The sequence below is a fragment of the Embleya sp. AB8 genome (assembly GCF_049739465.1).
Taxonomy (GTDB): Bacteria; Actinomycetota; Actinomycetes; order Streptomycetales; family Streptomycetaceae; genus Embleya.
Genome location: NZ_JBMHHY010000002.1, coordinates 240,593 through 265,832 on the forward strand (window position 1 = coordinate 240,593; position 25,240 = coordinate 265,832).

Annotated in this window: 21 protein-coding genes; 6 read left to right on the plus strand and 15 right to left on the minus strand. The window is 69.9% G+C overall.

Features of this window, described 5'->3' with window-relative positions; genetic code table 11:
* The first annotated feature begins 20 nt into the window (after positions 1–20).
* Positions 21–911 carry a LysR family transcriptional regulator gene (locus ABIA38_RS04085; protein ID WP_424636995.1) on the plus strand — a complete coding sequence of 297 codons (891 nt, stop codon included), beginning with the start codon at positions 21–23 and terminating at the stop codon, positions 909–911.
* A 159-nt stretch (positions 912–1,070) separates the two neighbouring features.
* Here the strand turns inward: ABIA38_RS04085 and ABIA38_RS04090 are convergent, their stop codons facing one another.
* On the minus strand, positions 1,071–1,640 hold the full coding sequence (locus ABIA38_RS04090) for a TetR/AcrR family transcriptional regulator (protein WP_424636996.1): 570 nt from the start codon (positions 1,638–1,640) through the stop codon (positions 1,071–1,073).
* A 70-nt stretch (positions 1,641–1,710) separates the two neighbouring features.
* On the opposite strand from ABIA38_RS04090, the gene ABIA38_RS04095 reads away from it, so the two are divergent.
* The gene (locus tag ABIA38_RS04095; RefSeq protein ID WP_424636997.1) at positions 1,711–2,604 is read left to right on the plus strand and encodes an NADP-dependent oxidoreductase; all 894 of its coding nucleotides are present in this window, start codon (positions 1,711–1,713) and stop codon (positions 2,602–2,604) included.
* A gap of 216 nt (positions 2,605–2,820) precedes the next feature.
* Here the strand turns inward: ABIA38_RS04095 and ABIA38_RS04100 are convergent, their stop codons facing one another.
* Together ABIA38_RS04100 and ABIA38_RS04105 are read right to left on the minus strand one after the other, a co-directional pair.
* A complete protein-coding gene (locus ABIA38_RS04100) occupies positions 2,821–4,110 on the minus strand; it encodes an FAD-dependent monooxygenase (RefSeq protein WP_424636998.1) in 1,290 nt (429 codons plus the stop codon).
* A 293-nt stretch (positions 4,111–4,403) separates the two neighbouring features.
* Positions 4,404–7,046, minus strand: coding sequence for a replicative DNA helicase (locus ABIA38_RS04105; RefSeq protein ID WP_424636999.1), 2,643 nt, complete (start codon positions 7,044–7,046; stop codon positions 4,404–4,406).
* Between the two features lie 403 nt (positions 7,047–7,449).
* On the opposite strand from ABIA38_RS04105, the gene ABIA38_RS04110 reads away from it, so the two are divergent.
* The gene (locus ABIA38_RS04110; protein ID WP_424637000.1) at positions 7,450–8,886 is read left to right on the plus strand and encodes an MATE family efflux transporter; all 1,437 of its coding nucleotides are present in this window, start codon (positions 7,450–7,452) and stop codon (positions 8,884–8,886) included.
* A gap of 45 nt (positions 8,887–8,931) precedes the next feature.
* Here ABIA38_RS04110 and ABIA38_RS04115 read toward each other — a convergent pair whose 3' ends face one another.
* The 10 genes from ABIA38_RS04115 to rpsF all read right to left on the minus strand — a co-directional run bounded on the left by ABIA38_RS04115 (position 8,932) and on the right by rpsF (position 17,785).
* A complete protein-coding gene (locus ABIA38_RS04115; RefSeq protein WP_424637001.1) occupies positions 8,932–11,316 on the minus strand; it encodes a heavy metal translocating P-type ATPase in 2,385 nt (794 codons plus the stop codon).
* Between the two features lie 125 nt (positions 11,317–11,441).
* Positions 11,442–11,651, minus strand: a complete 210-nt coding sequence (locus ABIA38_RS04120; RefSeq protein ID WP_424637002.1) for a heavy-metal-associated domain-containing protein — start codon at positions 11,649–11,651, stop codon at positions 11,442–11,444.
* 186 nt (positions 11,652–11,837) lie between these two features.
* Positions 11,838–12,803, minus strand: a complete 966-nt coding sequence (locus ABIA38_RS04125; protein WP_424637003.1) for a hypothetical protein — start codon at positions 12,801–12,803, stop codon at positions 11,838–11,840.
* A gap of 5 nt (positions 12,804–12,808) precedes the next feature.
* Positions 12,809–13,921 (minus strand): hypothetical protein, encoded by a 1,113-nt coding sequence (locus ABIA38_RS04130; protein ID WP_424637004.1) that lies wholly within the window; start codon positions 13,919–13,921, stop codon positions 12,809–12,811.
* Positions 13,918–14,373 carry a DUF4188 domain-containing protein gene (locus ABIA38_RS04135; protein ID WP_424637005.1) on the minus strand — a complete coding sequence of 152 codons (456 nt, stop codon included), beginning with the start codon at positions 14,371–14,373 and terminating at the stop codon, positions 13,918–13,920. The genes ABIA38_RS04130 and ABIA38_RS04135 overlap by 4 nt, the downstream gene beginning before the upstream one ends.
* Complete coding sequence (locus tag ABIA38_RS04140; protein ID WP_424637006.1) at positions 14,370–15,914, minus strand: phenylacetate--CoA ligase family protein; 1,545 nt, start codon at positions 15,912–15,914, stop codon at positions 14,370–14,372. The genes ABIA38_RS04135 and ABIA38_RS04140 overlap by 4 nt, the downstream gene beginning before the upstream one ends.
* A gap of 158 nt (positions 15,915–16,072) precedes the next feature.
* Positions 16,073–16,519 carry a 50S ribosomal protein L9 gene (rplI, locus tag ABIA38_RS04145; RefSeq protein WP_424637007.1) on the minus strand — a complete coding sequence of 149 codons (447 nt, stop codon included), beginning with the start codon at positions 16,517–16,519 and terminating at the stop codon, positions 16,073–16,075.
* Positions 16,520–16,536: 17 nt separating this feature from the next.
* The gene (gene rpsR / locus ABIA38_RS04150; RefSeq protein WP_020557174.1) at positions 16,537–16,773 is read right to left on the minus strand and encodes a 30S ribosomal protein S18; all 237 of its coding nucleotides are present in this window, start codon (positions 16,771–16,773) and stop codon (positions 16,537–16,539) included.
* A gap of 66 nt (positions 16,774–16,839) precedes the next feature.
* A complete protein-coding gene (locus ABIA38_RS04155) occupies positions 16,840–17,418 on the minus strand; it encodes a single-stranded DNA-binding protein (RefSeq protein ID WP_424637008.1) in 579 nt (192 codons plus the stop codon).
* A 76-nt stretch (positions 17,419–17,494) separates the two neighbouring features.
* Complete coding sequence (rpsF, locus tag ABIA38_RS04160) at positions 17,495–17,785, minus strand: 30S ribosomal protein S6 (RefSeq protein WP_020557172.1); 291 nt, start codon at positions 17,783–17,785, stop codon at positions 17,495–17,497.
* A gap of 245 nt (positions 17,786–18,030) precedes the next feature.
* Here rpsF and ABIA38_RS04165 point away from each other — a divergent pair, with 245 nt between their 5' ends.
* The 3 genes from ABIA38_RS04165 to ABIA38_RS04175 all read left to right on the plus strand — a co-directional run bounded on the left by ABIA38_RS04165 (position 18,031) and on the right by ABIA38_RS04175 (position 20,834).
* Positions 18,031–18,357: a hypothetical protein gene (locus ABIA38_RS04165; protein ID WP_424637009.1), complete on the plus strand. Its 327-nt coding sequence runs from the start codon at positions 18,031–18,033 to the stop codon at positions 18,355–18,357.
* Positions 18,358–18,553: 196 nt separating this feature from the next.
* Positions 18,554–19,672 carry a lipid II:glycine glycyltransferase FemX gene (locus ABIA38_RS04170; protein ID WP_424637010.1) on the plus strand — a complete coding sequence of 373 codons (1,119 nt, stop codon included), beginning with the start codon at positions 18,554–18,556 and terminating at the stop codon, positions 19,670–19,672.
* Between the two features lie 130 nt (positions 19,673–19,802).
* Complete coding sequence (locus ABIA38_RS04175) at positions 19,803–20,834, plus strand: alanine racemase (protein ID WP_424637011.1); 1,032 nt, start codon at positions 19,803–19,805, stop codon at positions 20,832–20,834.
* A 48-nt stretch (positions 20,835–20,882) separates the two neighbouring features.
* On the opposite strand, the gene ABIA38_RS04180 is transcribed toward ABIA38_RS04175, so the two are convergent.
* Positions 20,883–22,322, minus strand: coding sequence for a glycosyltransferase family 87 protein (locus tag ABIA38_RS04180; protein WP_424637177.1), 1,440 nt, complete (start codon positions 22,320–22,322; stop codon positions 20,883–20,885).
* Positions 22,323–22,419: 97 nt separating this feature from the next.
* Positions 22,420–24,975 (minus strand): transglycosylase domain-containing protein, encoded by a 2,556-nt coding sequence (locus ABIA38_RS04185; RefSeq protein WP_424637012.1) that lies wholly within the window; start codon positions 24,973–24,975, stop codon positions 22,420–22,422.
* Positions 24,976–25,240 lie beyond the last annotated feature (265 nt).

Sequence of the window (25,240 nt, forward strand, 5' to 3'; positions counted from 1 at the left end):
GCGAGCTAGAATCCACAGTCATGGAACTGAGGCAGCTCGAATACTTCGTCGCGGTCGCCGAGGAGCGGAACTTCACCCGGGCCGCGGAGCGCGTACACATCAGCCAGTCGGGGGTCAGCGCGCAGATCCGGCAGCTCGAACGCGAGCTCGGCGCCGAGCTGTTCGAGCGCTCGGCGCGTACGGTCACGCTCAGCGTCACGGGCAAGGCCGCGCTCGAACACGCCCGCGCGGCGCTGGCCGCCGTCGGGGCGGTCGGTCAGGCGGTCGGCGAGGTGACCGATCTGATCCGCGGCCGGCTCACCGTCGGCATGGTCATCGGCTGCACCATCACCCCGCTCTTCGACGCCCTCGCCGGGTTCCATCGGGCCCACCCGGGCGTGGAGATCTCGCTCCTGGAGGACAACTCCGACCGACTGATCGAAGCGGTCCGGGCCGGCACCACCGACCTGGCCCTGATCGGCGCCGCCGGCAGCACCCCCGAGGGCCTGGAGGCGCTGACCATCATCAGCGAACGCCTGGTCGCGGTCTTCCCGCCCGACCACCCGCTGGCCGACCGCCCGCACCTGACCCTGGCCGACCTGGCCGCCCACCCGATCGCCTGCATGCCCCCCGGCACCGGCCTGCGCACCGTCTTCGACCGAGCCTGCCTGGCCCGGGACGTACACCCGGTGATCGCCCTCGAAGCCAGCGCGGCCGACGCCATCGCCGACCTGACCACCCGGGGCCTGGCCGTCGGCATCCTCAGCGAGTCGATCGCCACCCGCTACCGCGACCACCTGACCGCGAGCACGATCGACGACGTCGAACTGCCGGGCCTATTGGCCCTGATCTGGAAGGACCCGCGCAACCCCGCCGTCCGCGAACTCCTGTCCCACACCCGCCGAGCCTTCGCGCGCCCCACCCCGCTCTGACCCGAAGCCACCCGGATCCGTCACGCACCACGGGCGGCACTCGGCTGCCGGACTGCGCGCCGAGCCGATCGCCGAACCGGAATTCCTCGACCGGGTACGCCGGATGCCCGCCGGCACCCGCTGCACCATCTCGGTCTGCACCCGCGCACGTCGAGAAGGTCAAGTGACCTCCCAGGCCGCCTCGATCATCGGGAAGATCTCGTCCACCGCGCCGTCCGGATCGGCCGCCTCGCAGGCCAGTGAATAGGCGTCGATCACGAATCTGGCGATCGCCCGGCAGGCCGTCGTGGTCCGTGCCGGGTCGAGTTCGGCGGCGATGGCCGTCGCCAGCGAGTCCGCGTGGCGCAGCCTCATCGACTCCTCGTACTCCCGCAGGGCACGGGATTCGTCGATCAGGCGCCGGATCGGGGCGGCGCCGTCCGCCGTGCAATGGCGCACCATGGCCAGGACCTCGCTGCGCAGCGCGGGGATCAGCGGCTCGTCCGGCGCCCGGCCGGTGACCGCCTGCGTGAGGCGTTGCTCGAAGTCCCGGTCCTGCTCGAACACCAGGGCCTCTTTCGAGGCGAAGTGGGAAAAGAGCGTGGTCACGGCCACGTCGGCCGCGGCGGCCACGTCACGGATGCCCACCGCGTCGTACCCACGTTCCAGGAAGAGCCGCAGGGCCGTGTCGGCGATCTTCCGGCGGGTCGCGGCCTTCTTGCGCTCACGGCGTCCGGGCGGCTCGATCATGGCGTGACACTATCAGATACAAAGCCGTAACCGTTGTTGAACACTAACCGTTAGTGTTATGTTCGCCCGCATGAAAAAAGTGAGCTTCGCCGAGTTCGGCGGTCCGGACGTGCTGCGCCTCGTGGACGCCGAGGAGCCCCACGCGGGCCCCGGCCGAATACGCATCGCGGTGCGGGCCGCGGGCGTGAACCCCGTCGACTGGCGGATCCGTGAAGGCCAGATCCTGCAGGCCCATCCGATCGAGTTGCCCGCCGGAGTCGGGCTGGACGCCGCCGGGGTGGTGGACGAGGTCGGCGAGGGCGTCGCCGATGTCCGGATCGGCGACCACGTGTTCGGCGAAGGCTCGAGCACCTATGCCGAGTTCGCCGTGTTGTCGGCCTGGGCCCGGATGCCCGATGGGCTGACCTTCGAGGAGGCGGCCGGATACCCCTCCGTGGTGGAGACCGCGCTGCGCGTCATCCGCGAGGTCGGCGTGCAGCCGGGGCAGACGCTGCTGGTCAGCGGCGCGTCCGGGGGAGTCGGCTCGGCGGTGCTACAGATCGCCCGCGACCGCGGCATCACGGTGATCGGCACCGCCGGGGCCGCGAACCAGGACTATCTGCGCGGCCTGGGCGCCGTCGCCACGACGTACGGCGAGGGCTGGGTCGAGCGGGTGGGCCGGCTCGGCCGGGTCGACGCGGCTCTCGATCTGGCCGGCTCGGGCGTGCTCCGCGAACTCGTCGAGCTGACCGGGGATCCGCAGAAGGTGATCTCCATCGCCGATCTCGCCGCGCCCGAGTTCGGTGTGCGCTTCTCCGGCGTGGCCGGGAGCGTGCCGGCCGCACTCGCCGAGGCCGCCGACCTCATCTCACGGGGAAGGCTGCACATCCCGGTCGAGAAGTCGTACCCCCTCGCCGAGGCCGCGGCGGCGCACATCGACAGCCGAGCCGGCCACGCACGCGGCCGCCGAGTCGTGATCGTCTGAGCCCTTCCCCACCCGATCACCCGCCCCGGCAGGCCGAATTCCTTCCCCGGAAGACCGGCCGGCCGGTGCAGGGTCTCGCGGCTCGTGTCGGACGCCGACCCCGTGACCGGCAAGTGCATCCGCCGGCTCGTGCCGGGTCGGATGTTTGGCGTCTCGGCTCGTGTCGGAAAACCGAGGGCGTCGCCGGCCGCCGGCCGCCAGGCGGCTAGGTGACACCTACGGCTTGGCCGACGAGGTGACCGCCGATCCGACCGGGACTGCCGAGTCCGGCACCCCGGCGTAGTCGGGCAGCTCGACGCCGTTGAGCGCGCGCCCGACCAGCTCCATGAACCATTCGCCGGCGAAATCGGGGCCCGGCTCGGCGTCCGGCCCGCGAACGTCGCGGCTGCGGGCGTTCAACCGGCCGATCTCCTGGTTGGCCTCGACGAACGAGCGCATCCGCGCCTCGTAGCGAGCGAACCCCACGTCGGGGTCCCATCCGGCGGCGGCCAGCTCTGCGGCCAGCACGTAGGCACCGACCAGGGCCAGCCCGGTGCCCTGCCCGGACATCGGCGACGAGCTGAACGCCGCGTCCCCGAGCAACCCCACCCGTCCACTCGACCAGCGATCCATCACCACCTGGGCGACCTGGTCGAGGTAGAAGTCCGGGGTGTCGTCCAGGTGCGCGAGGATGTCCGGGGTCAACCAGCCCAGGCCCGCCATCCGCTCCCGCAGCAGGACCTTCTGGGCCGCGACGTCACGGTGGTCGACGTCGAAGTCGGCCGAGGCGAAGTAGAACATGGCCATCGCCCGGGTGGCGTCCTGGATGGGCCGCAGAAGGGCGGAGCGCCCGGACTCCTGATCCTGGTACTCGAGCAACCAGCGGTCCAGCCCGAACTCGTTGGGCACACTGTAGAAGGCCAGCACGTGCCCGAGGTGGCGGAGAAACCGCTCATGCGGCCCGAAGACCATCGCTCGCAGCTCCGAGTGCAGCCCGTCCGCCCCGACCACCAAGTCGAAGCGCCGCCGGTTGCCGCCCGCGAAGACCACGTCGACCCCATCCGCGTCTTGGACGAGGTCGACGATTCGGTCTCCGAAGACGTACTCGATGTCGTCGCGGGTGTGGTCGTAGAGCACCTGGGACAGGTCCCCGCGCAGGATCTCGATGTCTGCGATGAACCCGTCGCCACCGTCGTCGTCGACCCGAAAGGTCTCCAGCACCTGCCCGTCCGCGTCCACGGTGTGCGCACCGGCGGTGTCGGTGCAGGCCGCGCGCACCGCCGCAGCCAATCCCATGCGCCCGATGACCTCCCTGGCGACCCCGCGCGCGTCCACCGCCTGCCCGCCGGGACGCAGCTCGGGAGCCCGCTCCACCACGGTCACCTCAGCCCCCCGCCGGCTCAGCCAGTGGGCCAGCGCGGGTCCCGCGATGCTCGCCCCCGCCACCAACACCCTGGGACCGCTCACCCGCGTCCCGTGCCCGCCCGTCCGGATCGCATGAACCTGGTCGGAGTCGTCGACGCTCATCACTGCCTCCTGTGCTTCCTCCCGCGCTGGAACGCTCCCGGCACAGGCCCATCGCTGTCGGTGTATCCAGCCGTATCGACCACGGATCCGCACAAAACTCATCGGTCACGGCAGACATTGATGAGAAACGCCAACTCCGATGAGACTCACATCAACCCAGACTGGTGCAAACCAGGCGAACCAGCCTGGCTGGGCCGCCGCCTGAGACTTCGCCAGATCTGCGCGCAACACAGTGAAACTCTGGAAAGACCAGTGAAAACGGGCACCGAAATTTGGGACCCCACAGCCGGGGCTCAGCTCTGCGCCATGTCCACGAACCGCGAGTAATGCCCCTGGAACGCAACGGTGATCGTCGCGGTCGGCCCGTTGCGGTGCTTGGCCACGATCAGGTCCGCCTCACCGGCTCGCGGCGACTCCTTCTCGTACGCATCCTCACGATGCAAGAGAATGACCATGTCGGCGTCCTGCTCGATCGAATTGTGGATGTTGATCCCGTTTGCAACGAAGTTGTGCGTGCCGAGCACGGTGGCGTCGTAGACCTCCTGCTCGCCGAGGCTCTCGATCTCGGTGATCTGGTCCCAGAACACGTCGCTGGTCGCGAGCAGATCCAGGTCCGCACTCTCCAGGATGCTTGCCACGGTGGCCAGCCGGGTCCGGCTCGGTGCCGCCTTGTACAGGGCCGAGCCGCAGTACTTGGTGCCCAGGGCGGCCTGGAAGGCGCGCGTGGTCATCCGGCGGTCCTGCATCGCCGCCTTGACCGCCTCCCAGACCTCGCGGGGGACGGTGTCCAGGTTGGTGTTCGCCGTGACTCCGTCGAGCCGCTCCAGGGCCGCGGCCGCCCGCTCCCCGCGCGCACCGTGAACGCCCACGTCGGCCAGGAAGCGCCGCTGATCCTCCACTCCGGAGATGTCCACGGTCCAACCCGGACGCCCCTTGGTGTTACCCACCCGGCGCAGTCGCGCCCGGATGTCCAGCCGCAGCAGCAACAGTTGCAGATCGCGGGCGAGCCGCTCACTGGTGCTCGCGTAGTAGACGCGTACGGCCCCTGCGGCCGACACCGTGACCGAACCGTCGGTGGCCCACACGTGCCGCAGGAACAGGCGCACCTGATCGTCGGGCAGCCCGAAGACCTCCGCCGGCAGGAACTTCTCGTGCGAGCGCTTGCCGTAGAGGCCGAACCGGTCGAGCCAGGCGGCGATCGGGTTCCGCCGACCGTGGGTGAGGCGCTGCGGAGCCGGCAGGTATACGTGCCACCACGTCTGCTGCGCCACGCGGCGCGGGGTGATCCCGAAATGGGCCGCCGCCTCCTCCACGGCACGGAGGTTGGCCTCGTCGTTGCTCGTGTAATGGATGGGCTGTCGCGGCGCGACACAGCCGTCCCCGAGCAGGTGCGCCAGCATCACCACCTCGGCCTCCGGCCAGGCCACCGGCGCCATGGGCGCGTCGATCCGGCGCGGCACGGCAACTCGCGCCCCGACGGCCAACGCGCCCAATGGCTGCCACCCGTCGTAGGTCTGGAAGGGGTGGTTCGCGGTCGCCTCGATCTCCCGCCCGGATGCCAGTCGTAGCCGGAAGACCTCCTTGACCCCGCTGGGAAAGACATGCGTCATGGTGCGCGGCACCAACCGCAACTGCTCGTCCAGCGACCAGACGGGAATGTCCCGGGCTCCGGTCGCCAGCAGTTCCCCCATGGAGACCTCGGCCCCGGTATCGGCCCGCAGCACCCGGGTCGAAGCCGTCACACAGCCGGATTCGCGAAGGTCGGAAACCATCGGTTTCTTGTCGGTTCGTTGTTCCGGGCCACGGTTCAGCTGGGACATCGCGACCACCGGGACCTCGAGTTCCTTGGCCAGGAGCTTGAGGTTTCGGGACATCTCGGAGACCTCCTGCTGCCGGTTCTCCGCCCGGCGGGAGCCGCCCGACTGCATCAGCTGGAGGTAGTCGATGATCACCAGCCGCAGATCGTGCTTCTGCTTGAGCCGGCGGCACTTGGCCCGGATCTCCATCATCGACAGGTTCGGCGAGTCGTCGATGTACATCGGCGCCGCGGTGACCTCGCCCATCTTCCGGGACAGCCGAGTCCAGTCGTCGTCGGTCATGCTCCCCGACCGCATGTGATGCAACGCCACCCGCGCCTCCGCCGACAGCAGCCGCATCATGATCTCGTTGCGCCCCATCTCCAGCGAGAAAATCACACTGGCGAGACCGTTTTTGATCGAACAGGCGCGAGCGATGTCCAATCCGAGCGTCGATTTGCCCATGGCCGGCCGCGCCGCGATCACGATCATCTGGCCCGAGTGGAGGCCGTTGGTGAGGGAGTCGAGGTCGGTGAAGCCGGTGGGGATGCCGGACATCTGGCCGCCTCGGGAGCCGATCGCCTCGATCTCGTCGAGGGCGCCCTCCATGATGTCGGCCAGCGGTGCGTAGTCCTCGGTGGTGCGCTGCTCGGTGACCTTGTAGACCTCGGCCTGGGCGTTGTTGACGATGTCGTCGACCTCGCCGTCGGCCGCGTAACCCATCTGCACGATCCGGGTGCCCGCCTCGACCAGGCGGCGCAGCACCGCCTGTTCGCGCACGATCCGGGCGTAGTACTCGGCGTTGGCCGCGGTCGGCACGGACGAGATCAGGGTGTGCAGGTACGGCGCGCCGCCGACCCGGCCGATCTCGGTGCGCTTGGTGAGTTCGGCGGCGACGGTGACCGCGTCGGCCGGTTCGCCCCGGGCGTAGAGGTCGAGGATCGCGTTGTAGACCAGCTCGTGGGCGGGCCGATAGAAGTCGATCGGCTTGAGGTTCTCCACGACGTCGGCGATCGCGTCCTTGGACAACATCATGCCGCCCAGGACCGATTGTTCGGCCGCGATGTCCTGCGGCGGGGTCCGCTCGAATCCCTCGCGGGCCGGTTCGGGCCGGGCCTCTTCGAACTCGGAGACGCTCATGCCCGAAGTCTCCTTTCACCAAGGCTCACGCGAGATCGCACCGCAGTAACACCGTGTCTTTCATACGCCACACGGCCGACAGATCCGCCGCACGACGCGGCGTGCGGCCCTTCACCGTACGGGTGGACCCGTGACCGGCCAAGGCGGTCATGCACAGGCCCTGTGGATAACTGTGGATAACCTGTGGAGAGGGGTGGGTCCAGCTGTGTAAAAGCTGTGCGCAGTCGGCCACGAACGCTTCGCAACCATGTCCACAAACCCCACCTGACCTGCGATTTCTCTATCCACCGGCTGTGTATGTGAAAAACTGTTGGGCGAATCATGCGGCTATCGCCCCACGTGTGCACCCGCGTACGCCCCGCGCTCGCCGGTAATGACCAGGAGCGCATTGTGGCCCTTACCTGTGGATGACTACGGTGGACGAGTGCCGTCCCCGGTCCCGTCCCCACCCCCCACGCAGCCCGGCCCCCAGCCGCCGGCCACCCCCGAACCGCCCACCCCGCAGGCCGACCAACCGCCGACCGAAGCCCCCCGACCACGCGCCCACGACCGCGACATCCTGCGCCTGGCCGTGCCCGCCTTCTTCGCCCTCGTCGCCGAACCACTGTTCGTCCTGGTCGACTCGGCGATCGTCGGCCGGCTCGGCACACCCCAACTGGCCGGCCTCGGCGTCGCGGGCGCGATCCTGACCACGCTGGTCAACCTGTGCGTATTCCTCGCCTACGCGACCACCGCCGCGGTCGCCCGCCTGCTCGGCGCCGGCGACCCGCGCGCGGCAATCCGCCAGGGCCTGGACGGGGTCTGGCTCGCCGCCCTGCTCGGCGCACTGCTCCTGGTGGTCGGCCTGGTCGGCGCCCCGTGGATCGTCGACGCGTTCGGCGCCTCGGCCAGCGCGGCCCCACCCGCGGTGACCTACCTGCGAATAGGCTCACTCGGCATCCCCGCCATGCTGATCGTGCTCGCCGCCACCGGCGTACTGCGCGGCCTCCAGGACACCCGGACCCCGCTCCTGGTCGCGGTCCTCGGGTTCGCTGCCAACCTGCTGCTCAACGTCGGCTTCGTCTACGGGCTGCACTGGGGCATCGCCGGATCCGCGTGGGGCACGGTGCTCGCGCAGACCGGCATGGCCCTGATCTACCTGGTCACCGTGGTACGCGGGGCCCGCCGACACGACGCGTCGTTGCGCCCGGACCGGGCCGGGATCCGTGCCTCCGCCGCCGCCGGCGCGCCGCTGTTCGTACGTACCGTCAGCCTGCGCGCCGTACTCGTGGTCGTCACCGTCGCGGCCACCAGGATGGGCGACACCTCGATCGCCACCCACCAGGTCGCCTGGCAGATCTGGACGTTCCTCGCCTTCGCGATGGACGCCCTGGCCATCGCCGCGCAGGCGATCGTCGGCCGAGCCCTCGGCGCGGGGGACGCGGCCGGTGCCCGGGCGGCGACCCGGCGGATGCTGGTGTGGGGGGTGTGGACGGGCGTCCTGTTCGCGATCGTCGTGGTCGCCGCACGCCCCCTGTACATCCCGCTGTTCAGCACCGACCCGGCGGTCCGCGACCTGCTCGCCGGCACGCTGCTCGCGGTCGCCGCGCTACAACCGCTCGCAGGCGCGGTGTTCGTGCTCGACGGGGTGCTGATCGGCGCGGGCGACGGCCGCTATCTGGCGTTCGCGATGCCGGTCGTACTGGCCGCGTTCTGTGCGGCCCTCGCCCTGGTCCTGGCCCTCGGCGGCGGCCTGCTCGCGGTGTGGTGGTGGGCGATCGGCACGTTCATGCTCAGCCGCGTACTGCTGCTCGGCCACCGGGCGTACGGGGATGCCTGGTTGGTGACCGGCAAGCGCTGACGTACGCGGGACGCGCGACCCCGTCCCGCGTACGCCAACACCCGCTCACCGCACCACAAGCTCGCGAACCGGCCGCTCGACCCCGGTCGCCGCCGCGAGCCCCGACGCCTGCGCCACCGACGCGAACCGGCGCAACCGCAGCGAGTTGCCGACCACGAACACCGACGAGAACGCCATCGCGGCCCCGGCGATCATCGGGTTCAGCAGCCCGGCCACCGCGAGCGGAATCGCCGCCACGTTGTAGCCGAACGCCCAGAACAGGTTGGTCTTGATCGTCCGCAGCGTGGACCGGGCCAGCCGGATCGCGTCCACCGCGGCGGTCAGATCGCCCCGGACCAGGGTCAGGTCGGCCGCCTCGATCGCCGCGTCCGTCCCCGTCCCCATGGCCAGACCCAGGTCGGCCACCGCGAGCGCCGCCGCGTCGTTGACCCCGTCGCCGACCATCGCGACCACCCGGCCACGCGCCTGCAACGCCTTGACCGCGTCCACCTTGCCCTGCGGCAACACCCCGGCGATCACCTCGTCGATGCCCACCTCGGCGGCCACCGCCCGCGCCGCCCGCTCGTTGTCACCGGTCAGCAACACCGGAGTCAGCCCCAGCGCACGCAGCCCGGCGACCGCCCGGGTCGAGGTGTCCTTGATCGTGTCGGCCGTCACCAACACACCCCGTACCTCGCCGTCCCACGCGACCGCGATAGCGGTCCGCCCGGCGCCCTCCGCCTCGTCCAGCGCGGCCACCAGTTCGACCGGGAGCGCGAGCCCCCAATCGGCGAGCAGCGTCGGCCGCCCGGCGACCACCGCGTGTCCCTCGACCACACCCTCCACGCCCAGGCCCTCGCGGTTGGTGAACCCCGCCACGGCGGGCAGCGGCCCGAACCGGTCCTCGGCAGCCGCGGCGATCGCCTTGGCGATCGGGTGCTCACTCGCGTGCTCCAACGCACCGGCGATCCGCAGCAGTTCGCCCGCATCGCCGCCGGACACCGGGACCGCCGCGGCGAGCGACATCCGGCCGGTGGTGACCGTGCCGGTCTTGTCCAGGACCACGGTGTCCACGCGCCGGGTCGATTCGAGCACCTCGGGACCCTTGATCAGCACCCCGAGTTGCGCACCGCGCCCGGTACCGACCAGGAGCGCGACCGGCGTGGCCAGGCCCAGGGCGCACGGGCAGGCGATCACCAGCACGGCCACCGCCGCGGTGAACGCCGCCTCGACCCCCGCACCCGTACCGATCCAGAACCCGAGCGTGGCCACCGCGAGCGCGATCACGACGGGTACGAACACCCCGGAGACCCGGTCGGCCAGCCGCTGTACCTCGGCCTTGCCGGTCTGCGCGTCGGACACCAACCGTGCCATCCGGGCCAGTTGGGTATCCGCGCCGACCCGGGTCGCCCGCACCACGAGCCGTCCGCCCGCGTTCAGCGTGGCCCCGGTCACCTCGTCGCCGGGACCGACCTCGACCGGCACCGACTCGCCGGTGAGCATCGACGCGTCCACCGCGGACGAACCCTCGACGACCACACCGTCGGTGGCGATCTTCTCGCCGGGCCGGACCACGAACCGGGTGCCCACGGTCAACCGGTCGACCGGAATCCGCTCCTCGCGCCCGTCGTCGCCCAGCACCGACACGCCCCGCGCGCCCAGTTCGAGCAGCGCCCGCAGTGCGGCACCCGCCTTGCGCTTGGACCCGGCCTCGAAATAGCGGCCCGCGAGCAGGAACACGATCACGCCCGCCGCGGCCTCGAGGTAGATCTCCGCATGTCCGCCGGTGCCCGCGGTCGGCGCGAACTCCATCTTCATCCCGGGCTCGCCCGCGCCGCCCAGGAACAGTGCGTACAACGACCAGCCGAACGCGGCGAGGGTGCCGAGCGAGACCAGCGTGTCCATCGTCGCGGTGCCGTGCCGAAGGTTCTTCGCGGCCACCCGGTGGAACGGCCACCCGCCCCACACCACCACCGGCGCCGCGAGCATCAGCACGGCCCACTGCCAGAACCGGAACTGCAAGGCCGGGATCATCGACACCACGATCACCGGAACGGCCAACGCGGTGCTCACCAGGAGCCGCTCCCGCAACGACCGCAACACCCCCGTGTGCTCGTCGACCGAATCCGCCGAGTCGGCCGATTCGGCAAAACCGCCGGAACCGGCGGAGGCCGCCGCCGAGCCGGCCCCGGCGCCCCGCTCCTCGATCGGCTTCGCGGTATATCCGGCCGCCTCGACCGCCGCCACCAACTCGTCCGGCCCGACGCCGGCCGGGTAGTGCACGGTCGCCTTCTCCAGCGCGAAGTTCACCGTCGCGCGCACCCCGTCGAGCCGGTTGAGCTTGCGCTCGATCCGGTTGGCGCACGAGGAGCAGGTCATTCCGCCCAGTTCGAGCTCGATCCGGGTCGACGGGTCGTCGGCCGGGACGGTCTTCGGGCTGTCGGTGCTCATCACTGCTCCTCGGGTCCTCGAGTCCGTTTCGAGTATCCCTACCGGGTAGGGGTACCGCGACGGCAGGGGTGTGCGCGGCGAAAAAATTGCCGTTCCGCCGGCCCACCCGGCGGAACGGCACGGGCTCACGCCCCGACTACCTGATAACCCGCCTCGACGACGGCGGCCCGGACCGCCTCGGTGTCCACGGGCTGCTCGGACGTCACGGTGACCAGACCGGAGGCCAGCTCGACCTTGACGTCGGTCACGCCCGACACCTCGGAGACCTCCTCGGTGACGGACGACACGCAGTGGCCGCAGGTCATCCCGGTGACGGTGAAGGTGGCGGTGCTCATGACGGTGTTCCTTTCGTCGACGCGGTGACCATGGTCGGCCCCACATCCCCGAAACTATACCCCCTAGGGGTATTAGGGCAACCCGGCACACCAACTCTTTCGAGCGGACCCTCGACACCGACCCACCGACTCACCCACCCACCCACCGATCTGTCGCACCACCGACCTGTGGACCCACCGCCCCCCTCAGTCCGTCAGCCGCGCCGACCGCACCGGCTCCACCACCGGCCGCCCGACCCGGAACACCGCCAGCGGCACCTCGCCCACCAGACCCGCCAACTCCCGCGCGGTCCGCCCGCAGTCGAGCAGCTGACTGATCGGATGCGTCGCGTAGCCGTGCCGAGCCAGCGTCAACCAGCACCGGAACAATCCCCGCCCCGGTTCGAGCAACTCCGCCGCCGACCCGGGCCCGGCCGGCGCGGTCAACACCAGCACACTCCCGTCGTAGCGCAGCGTCCCCCGCGACCCCGCCGCCAACGCCCCGGCCAACCCGACCCGGCGCAACACCCGATACGCACCCGGCCGCAACACCGCGTGCAGCGCCCGCGCCTGCACCCGGGACAGTGCCAACGCCGGCCCGGTCAACCCGTCCCGGGCCACCGTCGCCCCGGCCCGCACCGGCCGCAGCCGCAACCACCCCCGCAGCTCGGCGACCACCGCCGGCTCCCCGAACAACCACCGATCCGCCCGGTCGAGCAACGGCGCCAGCTCCCGCGTGCCGCCCCGCCACAACCCCGCCGACCCGGCGAGCGCGACCGCCGCCTCGGCGAGCAGCACATCCGGCAGCGCCCCCGGCAGATACGCCCCACGCGCGGTCCGCCGCCCGGCCAGATCCGCGGCCGTGAACGGCGTCGCGTAGCACTCCTCGGCCCGCACGAACCGGGCCGGCACCCGCGGCTCGGCCGGTGTACCCCACTCCACCCGCAGCGGCACCCCGAGGGCCGCCGACGCGATCAGGAACGCCTCCACGAACGCCCCGAGCGAGAGGAACAGATCCCGCCGCTCGGGATCCCCCACCGGCAGTTCACGCGCCGGATCCCAGGACAGCGCGTACCCGAGCGCCCCGCTCGGCGACACCGTCCACGGCTGGGTGTTGTGCGCACTCGGCGCCCGCCCGGCCAACCGCGACAACTCGGCAAGCTCCGTACTCACCGCGCTCACCCCGCACTCCCCACCTGTTTCACGTAAAACGTGTGCCCGTGCAACTCGCGTCCGCCGATCCGGCGGTACTGCGCCGCCGACGCCCGGTTGTCGTCCTCGACCCACGTGCTCCGCAACGTGTCGTAGCCGCCCGCGCGCAGCGCCCGATACTGCTCGCGCGCCAACAACGTCAGATAGCCGCGCCCCTGGGCACCCGGCACCGTCCCCTTGATGATCAACACCGCCTCCCGGCGGTAGCGCCCCCGGGTCGCCAACAGCCGCAGCTGATTGCCCATGTGCAGATCGCCGCCGATCCGGACCAGGAACTCCGAGATGTCCGGCACGGCCAGCGTGAAGGCGATCGGCGCACCGGCCCGCTCCAGGAACAGCAGCAGCGACTCGTCCAGCAGATACGCCAACCCGTCCGTCTGGGCCCGCAGTTCGTCGAGGCTGATCGGGGTGTAGTAGCCCAACTGCGCGAAACTCGCGTTCAGCATCGTGTGCAGGATCGGCAACTGCTCGGCCAGCCGACGCCGCGACCCGCGCCGGATCACCAACCCCTCGGCGGCGATCCGCGCGTCGTCGAACACATACGTCGCATCGGGATCGTCGGTCCGCTCCCGCAACCTCGCACAGATCCAGGTGGCCGCCGAGAACCGCCGGGCGAACCCGGCTCGTTCGTAGGTTTCCGGATACCGCGCCGGATTCCACGCCGAGTCCACGAAGCCACGCTCGGTGAATCCCGAGGTGATCACCCCACCGGTCTGATTCGGCAGCAGCGCCACCGGCCCGAACAAAAACCCCCGCCCGGAGTCCGTGGCGCGACGCGTCAACAGCTCCACCAGCGTCCCGAACACCGCCGGGTCGTCGGCGAACTCGGTGAGCCCGAACAGCTGATGCCGCCCGCCCAGCTTGGCGTCCATCCGCTCGTCGGTGTGCAGACACGTCCGCCCCACCGCCCGCCCGGCCCGATCGCGCACCAGATAGAGCCCGATCCCGTCCCGCGACCACTGCCGCACCTGGCCGCGCAGCACCGGTATGTAACGCCCCTTCGGGTGCAGCCGCAACGGGAGTTCGCAGAAGTCGCGCAACCCGCGCCGAGAGTCGACCCGCTCCACGGTGAGCGTCACGACGTCGCCTTCCGGTGCACCGGCGCGCCGGTCTCCTCGCGGCCGATCGGGGTGAACGCGTCGATGTGCGCCATCCCGTCGCCCTCGGCCCGCCACGCGCCGTTGCTGTAGCCGCTGGGCTGCGCGTCGAAGAGTCGGATGAACCCGGCGGTGCCGTTGTACTCGCCCCGGTCGGTCATCCAGCACATCAGATCCCGGTGCGCCTTGGACCGGGCGAACCGGAGCAGCGCGTCCCGGTCGGCGAAGACCGCGACCGTACCCAGGGTGAACGGCCCCTGGAAATAGACCTTGTGCCAGCGATAGCCGTCCATCCGCCGCATCGTGCGCACCATCCGCAACCACGGCCGGGCCAGCGAGAGCAGTGCGCGCAACCCGCTGTAGTGCGTGGCCCCGATGAACATCGCCTCGCCGCGCGCCTGCGCCGGCGCCGCCGAGAAGTCGGTGGTCCTCATCGTTGCTCCCCCTCCACGAGGTAGACGTTCTTGATCCGGCTGGTGCCGCGCAGAAACGGCCCGGTCCGGAAGTCGTGTACGAGCACCCGCACATCGGCGGCGGTCGGATCCTCCGCGAGCGACTGGGCGAAGTCCCGGCTGACCCGGGCCAGATGCCGCACCACGCCCGCACGGCACACCAGGGCGAGCCGGTCCCGCTCCGCATCCGCCAGCGAAGTACCGTCGCGCAGTTGGAGATTGACCACGGGCCGGCTCTCCAGATCGGCGTACTCGTCGACGGTCAGGCAGAACCCCTCCAGGTGCGCCGCCATCGGGTTGTCCTGGTACAGGCCGTACTCGACGTCCTGCGGATAGATGTTGGCGCCCATGTACGAGATCGTGCTGTCCTTGCGCCCGAACAGCAGAAGCAGCGGCAGGCGCATCCCCTCGACCCGCGCGGCGCGCTGCCAGTCGGCCCACGCCGCCGCGTCCGGCCGGATCAATGCCTCGACTTCGGGGAAGGTCAACAACCGACCCTCGTCGCCGATGTTGTAGCGCACCTTCGGACTCAGCACCGCGGTCGAGTTGATCGTGCAGATCACCTCGTCCTCGGCGTTGGTCTCCAGGTACGTCTCCATCGGGTTGTACTGGAACACCATCGGCACCCGACCCTCGTCCGGCCCGAGCAGCCGGGTGCGCAGCCGTTCGTCGGTCAGCAGCCGCTTGCGCAGCCACACCGTCGCGTCGCTCTCGCCGGCCATCCCGATGGTCAGGTCCGAGGCGCCGTAGCCGGAGCGCACCTTGACGAAGCGCTCCTCGAGGTAGTCGCGCAGCGCCTCGGTCATCCCCTCGCCGCCGACGAACCCGTACATCGCGTGCCGATGCCAGTCGAAGCCCTCGGCGTCGAGCCGATCGCGCAGGTGCTTGAGGAACGGGGGGTACGCGGTGACCAGGTAGGTGAAGCGCGGCCCGAAGTGGCGCAGCGTGTCCACGATCTTGTCGAGGTCGGGGCCGGTGTTCTTGACCATCGCCACCCGGGCCATCGCGATCCCGGTGTTGGTGCCGGTGGCCCACGCGCCCATCGAGTAGGCGTTGATCACGAACAGCCTGCGCCGGGGGAAGACCAGTGACGTGTAGCCGGCCAGGTTGCGGTGCACCGACTTGAGTTCGCGCCGCGAGCGCAGCCAGTTGTGCGGGGTCCCGGAGGAGCCGGACGACTCGTCCACGACCGTCCCGGCCACCGCCAACTCGCCCAGCCAACACCGGGTTTCCTCGGGGTAGGCCTTGACGTAGTTCTCCTTGGACGTCTCCGGGTACGAGGTGAGGTCGAACCAGCGAAAGCGCCACCGGTGCCGGCGCAGGAAGTCCCGGTAGGCGGGCACGTCCAGGGCGGCGAACTGGCAGGTCAGCCAGGCGTGTCGGCGGGCGAACCGCTGCATCCACGGCCGATAGTGCGTCGCGGTCCAGCGCCAGACCACGGGATGGACCCGGTAGAGCTGATACAGAGCGGTCAGCGCGAAGCCGACCGCGCGCAGCAACCACTGTCGGATGAATCTGGCCATGACCGTCCGCCCCTTTGCCCCGCCGGCCCGCCCGGCGTGTTCCTCCAGACTGGGCCGCGGCGGGTGGGTGGGGCATGAGTACCGCTACTCATTCGGTACTCGAAAAACGCCGAACGGCCCGACCCCGCAAGGGGGTCGGGCCGTTCGGATGCGTCCGGTCAGGCAGGCACGACGTCGAGGTCGAGCGCGGCCGAGACCTCCTGGTGGAGGCGAACCGTGATGCGGTGCGAGCCGACGGTCTTGATCGGCGTACCGATCTCGACGCGACGCTTGTCGATGTCCGGACCGCCGGCGGCCTTGATGGCCGAGACGACGTCCGCGACGGTGACCGAGCCGAACAGGCGACCCGTCTCACCGGCACGCGTCCGGAGCGTCACCTTGAGACCCGAGAGCTGACCCTTGACCTCGGCGGCCTGGTCGAGCGTGCGGATCTCGCGGACCTTGCGGGCGCGACGGATGGCCGCCACGTCCTTCTCGCCGCCGCGGCTCCAGCGGATCGCGTAGCCGCGCGGGACGAGGTAGTTGCGGCCGTAGCCGTCCTTGACCTCGATGATGTCGCCGGGCTCACCGAGACCGGTCACCTCGTGGGTGAGGATGAGCTTCATTACAAGATCACCCTTTCTCAGCGAGCAGTGCTGGTGTACGGCAGCAGCGCCATCTCGCGGCTGTTCTTGACGGCCACGGCGACGTCACGCTGGTGCTGCGTGCAGTTACCGGTCACGCGACGAGCGCGGATCTTCCCGCGGTCGGAAATGAACTTCCGCAGCAGGTTGGTGTCCTTGTAGTCCACATAGGAGATCTTCTCCTTGCAGAACACGCAGACCTTCTTCTTAGGCTTGCGCGCAGGCGCCTTCGCCATTGTGCTCTCCAGATCGTTTCAGAAGTCTTCAGCTCGGGATGCGAACCGTTCCCTCGGCCGTGCGGCCTAGAAGGGGGGTTCGTCCGAGTAGCCGCCCGGCGGGGGACCCCAGCCCCCCGCGCCGCCGCCGCCCTGCTGCTGGCCGCCCCCTGCGGGAGTGGCCCACGGGTCGCCGGCGGGTGCGCCACCGCCCTGCTGGGGACGGCCGCCATAGCCACCGCCACCCTGCTGTCCGCCGCCTTGCTGGCCGCCGCCGAACCCACCCTGACCGCCGCCACTGCGGCTGCTCTTGGTGATCTTCGCGGTGGCCCACTTCAGGCTCGGGCCGATCTCGTCGACCTCGAGCTCCACGACGGTGCGCTTCTCGCCCTCTTTGGTCTCGTAGGACCGCTGCTTCAGCCGGCCCTGGACGATGACGCCCGTGCCGCGCTGGAGGGATTCCGCCACGTTCTCGCCCAGCTGCTTCCAGGCCGAACAACGAAGGAACAGCGCTTCGCCGTCCTTCCACTCGTTCGTCTGCCGGTCGAACGTGCGCGGCGTGGACGCCACGGTGAAGCTCGCGACTGCGGCACCGCTTTGCGTCCAGCGCAGTTCCGGGTCGGCAGTCAGGTTTCCGACAACAGTGATGATGGTCTCGCCTGCCATGCTGACCCCTTCGCTGATTTCAGCGCAGTGCTGCGTTTCGACGTGCGGTGCGGTTGGTGGTGCGCGCGAGCTCGGACTAGCGCTGGTCGGGGCGCAGGACCTTGGTCCGCAGGACCGACTCGTTGAGGTTCATCTGCCGGTCGAGTTCCTTGACGGTCGCGGGCTCCGCGGCCAGGTCCACGACGGCGTAGATGCCCTCGGACTTCTTCTTGATCTCGTACGAGAGCCGGCGACGGCCCCACGTGTCGATCTTCTCGACCTTGCCACCGTCGTTGCGGATGACATTGAGGAACTGCTCGAGCAGCGGCGTGACCGCGCGCTCTTCGAGGTCCGCGTCGAGGATGACCATGAGTTCGTAGCTACGCATGTGAACACCCACCTCCTGTGGACTGATCGGCCACGGAATCTCCGTGGCAGGAGGGCTTGCGTAATGCCGCCACACCCGGGCGGCCCCCGATACGCGAACGCGCGGGGGTGCCGAAAGGGCAGCGGACGGTACAGCGTACCCGGACCGGGAGACAGTCTCGAAATCCGAGCATGCCGCCGGTCACCCCGGGGGATGGATATATGGACAAATTGGTCCGTCCCGCAGTCACTCACCGGAGGTGTGTGATGGCACATCCGACCCGCCACACGGCAACGGCGGCCCCCGCCGGAGCACACCGGCCCCGACTGACCCTCAACTCCGACGGCCGGGCCCATCCGCGCGAGAACGCGCTGGTGGCCGCGGTGGTGCTGTTCGCCCTGGTGGCGGGCGTCAGTGCGTTCTTCAAGGGGACCCACGTGCTGGGCGCGTGGACGGCCCTCGCGGGGGTGCTGACCGGTCTGATCAGCCAGATGTTCTCGGCGACCACGGAGGAGCGGGTGGTCACGGTGCTCGCACTGGGTGTGTCCGCCGTCGCCCTGTTCATGAACATGTTCCACGGCGGCCTGTACTGACCGGCCCGCATCCGCGTACCCGCCCCGACCGACTCGGCCCGCCGGATCCGGACCCGGCGGGCCGAGTCGGTCCGTTTCGACGGAAAAGGTCCGCCTCGTCCTCGTACGCTCCCCCTCGGGTCGCCCGGCCCGATCCATAGCGCCCAAAGGCGCAGTAACCTCTGTCACGGCCGCACCGAACCCGAGGAGCCCTTACATGTCTTTGCGCCTGAGGACGCTCACCGCCGAGGAGCATCTCGCCTTCATCAAGGGCAGGCCCTCCGTGAGCTTTCTTCAGTGCCCCTCCTGGGGCGCGGTGAAGAGTGAGTGGCGGTCCGAGAGCATCGGTTGGCTCGACGAGACGGGCGAGGTGGTCGGCGCGGCGCTCGTGCTCTATCGGCAACTGCCGAAGATCAAGCGTTATTTGGCGTACATGCCCGAGGGCCCGGTGATCGACTGGTTCGACGGCGATCTGCGCAAGTGGCTCGACCCGATGCTGGCGCACCTCAAGAGCCGCGGTTCGTTCTCGGTCAAGATGGGCCCGCCGGTGGTGATCGCCCGCTGGGAGGCGGAGACGATCAAGAAGGCGATCGCGGCCAAGTCGGCGAACCGGCTGCGCGATCTGACCCCGGACTGGACCGACGAGCGCGGCGCCGAGTTGGAGCGGCAACTGCGCGGCCTGGGCTGGCAGCAGGACGCCTCGGGCGGGGCCGGCTTCGGCGACGTGCAGCCGCGCTACGTCTTCCAGGTGCCGCTGGTCCGGCGCAGTCTCGACGACGTGCACGCGGGCTTCAATCAGCTGTGGCGACGCAACATCAAGAAGGCCGGCAAGGCCGGCGTCGACGTGGTCCAGGGCGGCTACGACGACCTGCCGATCTTCCACGAGGTCTACAAGGTCACCGCGGTGCGCGACCACTTCACCCCGCGGCCGCTGGCCTATTTCCAGGGCATGTGGAAGGCGCTCAACGCCGAGGACCCCGAGCGCATGCGGCTCTACCTGGCCAAGCACGAGGGCGAGGTGCTCGCGTCCACCACGATGGTCACCGTCGGCGACCACGTCTGGTACTCGTACGGCGCCTCCGCCAACCACAAGCGCGAGGTGCGGCCCTCGAACGCGATCCAGTGGCGGATGTTGCGCGACGCCTACGCGCTCGGCGCCTCGGCCTACGACCTGCGCGGCATCAGTGACACCCTGGACGAGAACGACCACCTGTTCGGCCTGATCCAGTTCAAGCTCGGCACCGGCGGCCAGGCCGTCGAATATCTCGGCGAGTGGGACTTCCCGCTCAACAAGATGCTGCACAAGGCGCTCGACATGTACATGTCCCGCCGCTGACGCAACGTCGGCGGCACCTGTGTCGTTGGCCTGTCACGAGACCATCGCGGCGCACCCGGCGTCGCGTGCCCCGCCTCCGCCCTGCGTCCGCCAAGGGCAAGTCCCGCACACGGAAGGCCCCGAAACGCCCATGTCGCTCACGCTCTACGTCGATGCCGCCCGCTGGCGCAAGCACCAGGACGAGGTACGCGACACGTTCCCCGGTCTGGTGCCGGTGATGAAGGGCAACGGGTACGGCTTCACCAATCCCCGGCTGGCCGAGGAGGCCGCCCGGATGTGTGTGGACACCGTGGCCGTGGGGACCACGTACGAGGCCGCGGTGGTCAAGGACCACTTCGACGGCAAGGTCCTGGTGCTCACCCCGTATCTGCGCGGCGAGGAGGCGGTCCCGCTGCCGGACCGCACCATCCGCACCGTCTCCTCGGTGCAGGCGGCCCGGGATCTGGTGGGCTGTCGGATCGTGGTCGCGTGCATGACCACGATGAAGCGCGACGGGGTCACCGAGGAGGAGTTGGTCAAGCTCCGCACCGGGATGGACGACGTGCGCCTGGAGGGCTTCTCGCTGCACCTGCCGCTGGATCACCCGGACGGCTACGACCCGGTCGCCGAGGTGGTGGCCTGGGTCGAGCGGCTGCGCGCGGCGCGGCTGCCGGTGCGCACGATGTACGTCAGCCACCTGACCGCCGGCGAACTGGCGGCACTGCGCGAGCGCTACCCCGACACCGAGTTCCGGCCGCGGATCGGCACCGACCTGTGGCTGGGCGAGCACGACGCGCTGGCCAGCCGAGGCACGGTGCTCGACGTGGTGCGGATCGCGCGCGGCGAGCGGTTCGGTTACCGCCAGCGCAAGGCGCCCAGCGACGGGCACCTGGTCGTGGTCAGCGGCGGCACCGCGCAGGGCGTGGGCCTGGAGGCGCCCAAGACGGTGCGCGGGGTGATGCCGCGTGCCAAGGGCGTCGCCCGCGCGGGCCTGGCCACGGTCAACCGGTCGTTGTCCCCGTTCACCTGGGCGGGCAAGCAGCGCTGGTTCGCCGAGCCCCCGCACATGCAGGTCAGCCTGCTGTTCCTGGCCAACGACGTGGCTCCGCCCAAGCCCGGCGACGAGTTGGAGGCGGCGCTGCGGCACACCACGACGCACTTCGACCGGATCGCCATCCGCTGACCCTCGCGGCGCCCGGAGCCGGGCGGCCCGCGGGCCGCCCGGTATCGCTCAAAGGCCCGCGCGGGCGAGCGGCGGGGTGAGCACGAACACGTCCGGTGCCCGGTCCAGCACCCCGCCCGAGGGATCGTCGCCGCCGTCCGCGCGCACCGGATCCCGCTCCGGACGCAGGATGTCGCGCACCACCACCAGGCAGATGTACGCCGTGCCGAGCAGGTGCAGCAGGATCACCACGTGGTACGCGTTCTGCGACAGGCCCTTGCCGGAGAACGAGGCGATGTACATCCACACGCCGAGGAAGTAGGTCACCTCGCACGCCTGCCAGATCAGGAAGTCCCGCCAGCGCGGCCGGGCCAGCACCACCAGCGGGATCAGCCACAACACGTACTGCGGCGAGTAGACCTTGTTGGTCAGGATGAAGACGGCCACGATCAGGAACGCGACCTGGGCGAACCGCGGCCGCCGTGGCGCGAACATCACCAGCGCGGCGATCGCGAGGCCGCACAACACCAGGCTCAGCGTGACGTAGGTGTTCAGATGCTCCAGCGTGCGCCCGTTGCGCTGCTGGATGATCAGCCACAACGACCCGTAGTCGGCGGGGCGGTCCTGACTGAACGTGTAGAACAACTTCCAGCCCTCGCGGATGTGCAGCCCGCCGTCGAAGTCCAGCATCACCGGCAGGTTCACCACCAGCCACGAGGCGGTCGCCGCGGCGGCCGTCTTGGCGAACGCGACCAGCTTCCCCGAGCGCAGACACAGCAGGAACAGCGGCGCCAGCAACAACACCGGATACAACTTCGCCGCGGTCGCCAACCCGATCAGCACCCCGGCCACCACCACGTTGCGCCGGGCCCAGGACCACATGCCCACCGCGGTCAACGCGACCGCGACCAGGTCCCAGTTGATCAACCCGTTGAGCGCGAGCGCCGGCGCGCAGGCCACCATCGCCGCGTCCCAGGGCCGGCGTCCGGAGGTGCCCTTGACCGCGATCACCGTGACCACGGCGCAGGCCATCATGATCAACGCGTTGATCATCACGAACCACAACTGCTCGTCCTGGATGTCACCGCCGGTGATGTCCCCGGCGGCGCGCGCCAGGGTCCCGGCGAAGGCCATCACCCCGCCGGTGATCACCGGATACTCCAGGAACTTCATGTCCTTGTCGCCGGTCTCCTGGAAGTACGGGATCTTCCCGTCCGCGAGACCACGATTGACGTACAGATGCGGCATGTCGCTGTAGCACGCGTGCGAGTACTGCGTGCTCCCGGAGAACCAACCGCCGTCGTAGCAGGGCTTCTTCTGCACGATGCCCAGCGCGAAGCAGACCACCGCGAGCAGCACCAGCACCCGGACGGGGGTCCACCACCGGTTCGGCACGAAGCGGATCCGGCGCCCGGCCGGCCCACCGACGAGTTCGCTGCCCGCCCGGACCACCGGATCGTCCCGAGTGGGCAGGACGGGTTCGGTCGATGTCGGCGTCATGGCGCCCATCCTCTCGTGCTCCACGAGGAGGTCGCCCTCGCCGGCCGGATACGACAACGCGTGCCCCACCGCCGAGGCGATGGGGCACGCGTAAGGCTAGTGCCGGTCAACCCCCGCCCCGGCCGCCGCCGATGATGAATCCGTTCGCGCCACCGCCGCGGGTCCCGCCCTGCGGTCCACCGCCCGGTCCGCCCGTCGTTTCGGTGGGCGGCGGCGTACTCTTCGGCGGCTTGGGGGTCTGGCTGCCTCCGGGATCGCCGGTGCTGCCCTGCGGACCGTTACCGGGCGGGGGCGTGTTCGACGGCGGCGGCGGCGTGCTCTGCGCCGGGCTCGACGGCGGCGGACTGGACGGCGCGCGCGCGCTCGACGGCGGGGCCGACGTCGACGGCGCGACCTTGTTCTTCTCGTCGTACTTCTCGCCCGGCTGGGCGAAGTCCTGGCTCGGCATGTTCTGCATGGCGGCCTTCATGTACGCGGTCCACACCAGCGTCGGAACATCACCGCCGTGCACCGCGTCGCGATTGCCCAGACCCTTGAGCGACAGGCGGGCGTGGGTGTTCGGGTCCTCCCGGAACAGCGCCACCGAGGTGGCCAGGTTGGGCGTGTAGCCCACGAACCACGCGGAGTTGTTGCCGTCGGTGGTACCGGTCTTGCCGGCCACCGGGCGACCCAGCTTCTTCGCCTCCCGGCCGGTGCCGTCGCCGAGCGGCGGGTTGTCCACGACCCGCATCATGACCTGGTTGACGGTGTCCGCGACGTTCTTGTCGAACACCTGCTTGGGCTCGTGCCTGGGCACGTCCTTCTTCGACCCGTTGGCGGTGATCTCCTTGATGAAGTACGGATCCGCGTGCAGGCCGCGAGCCGCGAAGGTGGCGTAGGCGTCGGCCATGTCCAGCGCGCTCGGCGGCGCGACCCCGAGGGCCATCGTCGGGGTCGCCTGGAACGAGGACAGGTCCGGCGGCAGACCGGCGTCGATCGCCGCCTGCTTGACCTTCTCCGGGCCGACGTCGGCGGCCAGTTGCAGGAAGACGGTGTTGACCGATTTCTCCATGGCTCTGGTGATGGGGATCGGCCCGTAGCTGGTATCCCCCTCGTTCGGCGCCAGGTAGGGCTGATTGGTCTTGTCGTCCTTGAAGATCTGCCCGTTCTGCAGCTTGATCGGGATCTTGCTGTTGCCGTCGTACATGCTGTCCGGCCCGATCGGTTTCCCGTCCGCGCCGCCGTTGCGCAACGCCGCCGCGAGCACGAACAACTTGAACGTCGAACCGGCCTGGATGTCGCGTCGGACCGCGTCGTTGTACTCCTGCTGGATGAAGTCCGGCCCGCCGTACAACGCGACCACCGCCCCGTCGCCGGGGACCACCGAGGCCAGACCGGTACGAACGTACTTGTCCGCCTCGTACTTCTCCGGCTTGAGCTCGGAGGTCAGCTGGTCATGGACCGCCGCGACCGCCGCGTCCTGCTTGTCCTTCTCGAACGTGGTGACGATCTTGTAGCCGCCCCGGGCCAGGTCCGCCTCGGGGATCAGCTTGTTCGCCTTGATGTACTGGTCGGTCACCTTCATCAGGTAACCCGCCTGACCCGCCTTGTTGGCGGCCGGCTTGGGCTTGATCGGCATCGGGAATTCGAGCTTCTCCCGCTCCGCCTTGTCCAGCCAGCCCTCCTTGACCATGCCGTCGAGCGCGTAGGCCCAGCGCCCCTTGACCTTGTCGATCTGGCCGGGGAACTCGATCACGTCGTAGATGCCCGGCGCGTTCAGCAGCGTCGCCAGATAGGCGCCCTCGGCCACGTTCAGGTCGCCGACGTTCTTGCCGTAGTAGGCCTGCGAAGCGGCCTGGATCCCGTACGCGTTGCGGCCGTAGAAGGCGGTGTTGAGGTAGCCGACCAGGATGTCGTCCTTGCGCATCTGCCGGTCGACCTTCAGCGCGATGAAGATCTCGCTGAACTTGCGCTTGAAGGTGCGTTCCTGGCTCAGATAGGTGTTCTTGACGTACTGCTGGGTGATCGTCGAGCCACCCTGCGTGTCGCCACCCTTGACCATGGTGACCCCGGCGCGCAGCAGACCCTTGGGCGAGACGCCGGAGTCGCTGTAGAACGACCGGTTCTCGGCCGCGATCACGGCCTTCTGCACGTGCTTGGGGATCTGGTCCACCGTCACGTTCTGCCGGTTGACCTGCCCGGTACGACCTATCTCGGTCTTGCCGTCGGCGTAGTAGTAGATGTTCGACTGGTAGGTCGTGTTCGCGTTCGGGTCCGGCACCTTGACCATCGCGTAGGCCAGGGCGGCCAGGCCCATGATCGACGCGAGGAAGAACAGGATCATCGCCAGGATCTGCTTGATGGACGGCAACCAGCGACGCACGCCGGTCTTGCCGTACCTGGGGTAGTCGATGAACCGCTTCTTCTTGGCCGGCCCTGCCTCGGCTCGGGATCGGCCGCCGGCCGTACTGCCGTTGGCGGCCCGCCGGCCACCCGAGCGGGCGGCCTTTCGGGCCTCCACGCGCGAGAGCGGGCGCTCCTCGTCGCCCCCTCCGGGCCCGTCGGGCAGCGCCGAGCCACCGGGCGGCGTCCCGCCGCCTCCGGCTCCGCCGGCGCCCCCCGAATACGAGTCACCGCGCCCCTCGGGACGCGGCTCTTGTGATCTACGGCGATGTTCACTCATGCGTTCGCTACTCCTCGGCCGTACGACGCGGAGGTCGGACGCACGGGTCGTGGCTCTCCGCTCCCCAGGACGCACGCGCGGGGGGGGGCGGTTCCGCAGGAAGCGGGGCTTGAGGTACCACACGGCGGAACAGACTACGCGGATCCGCTTTCGCGACCCCACTGTGACCTGTCTGTGACCCGAGTCACCGGCAGCCTCCTTGCCACCACACGGCAAGGAGACCTATCGTCTCGATGTATCGGTTCGATACATCGGGCCGGTACAT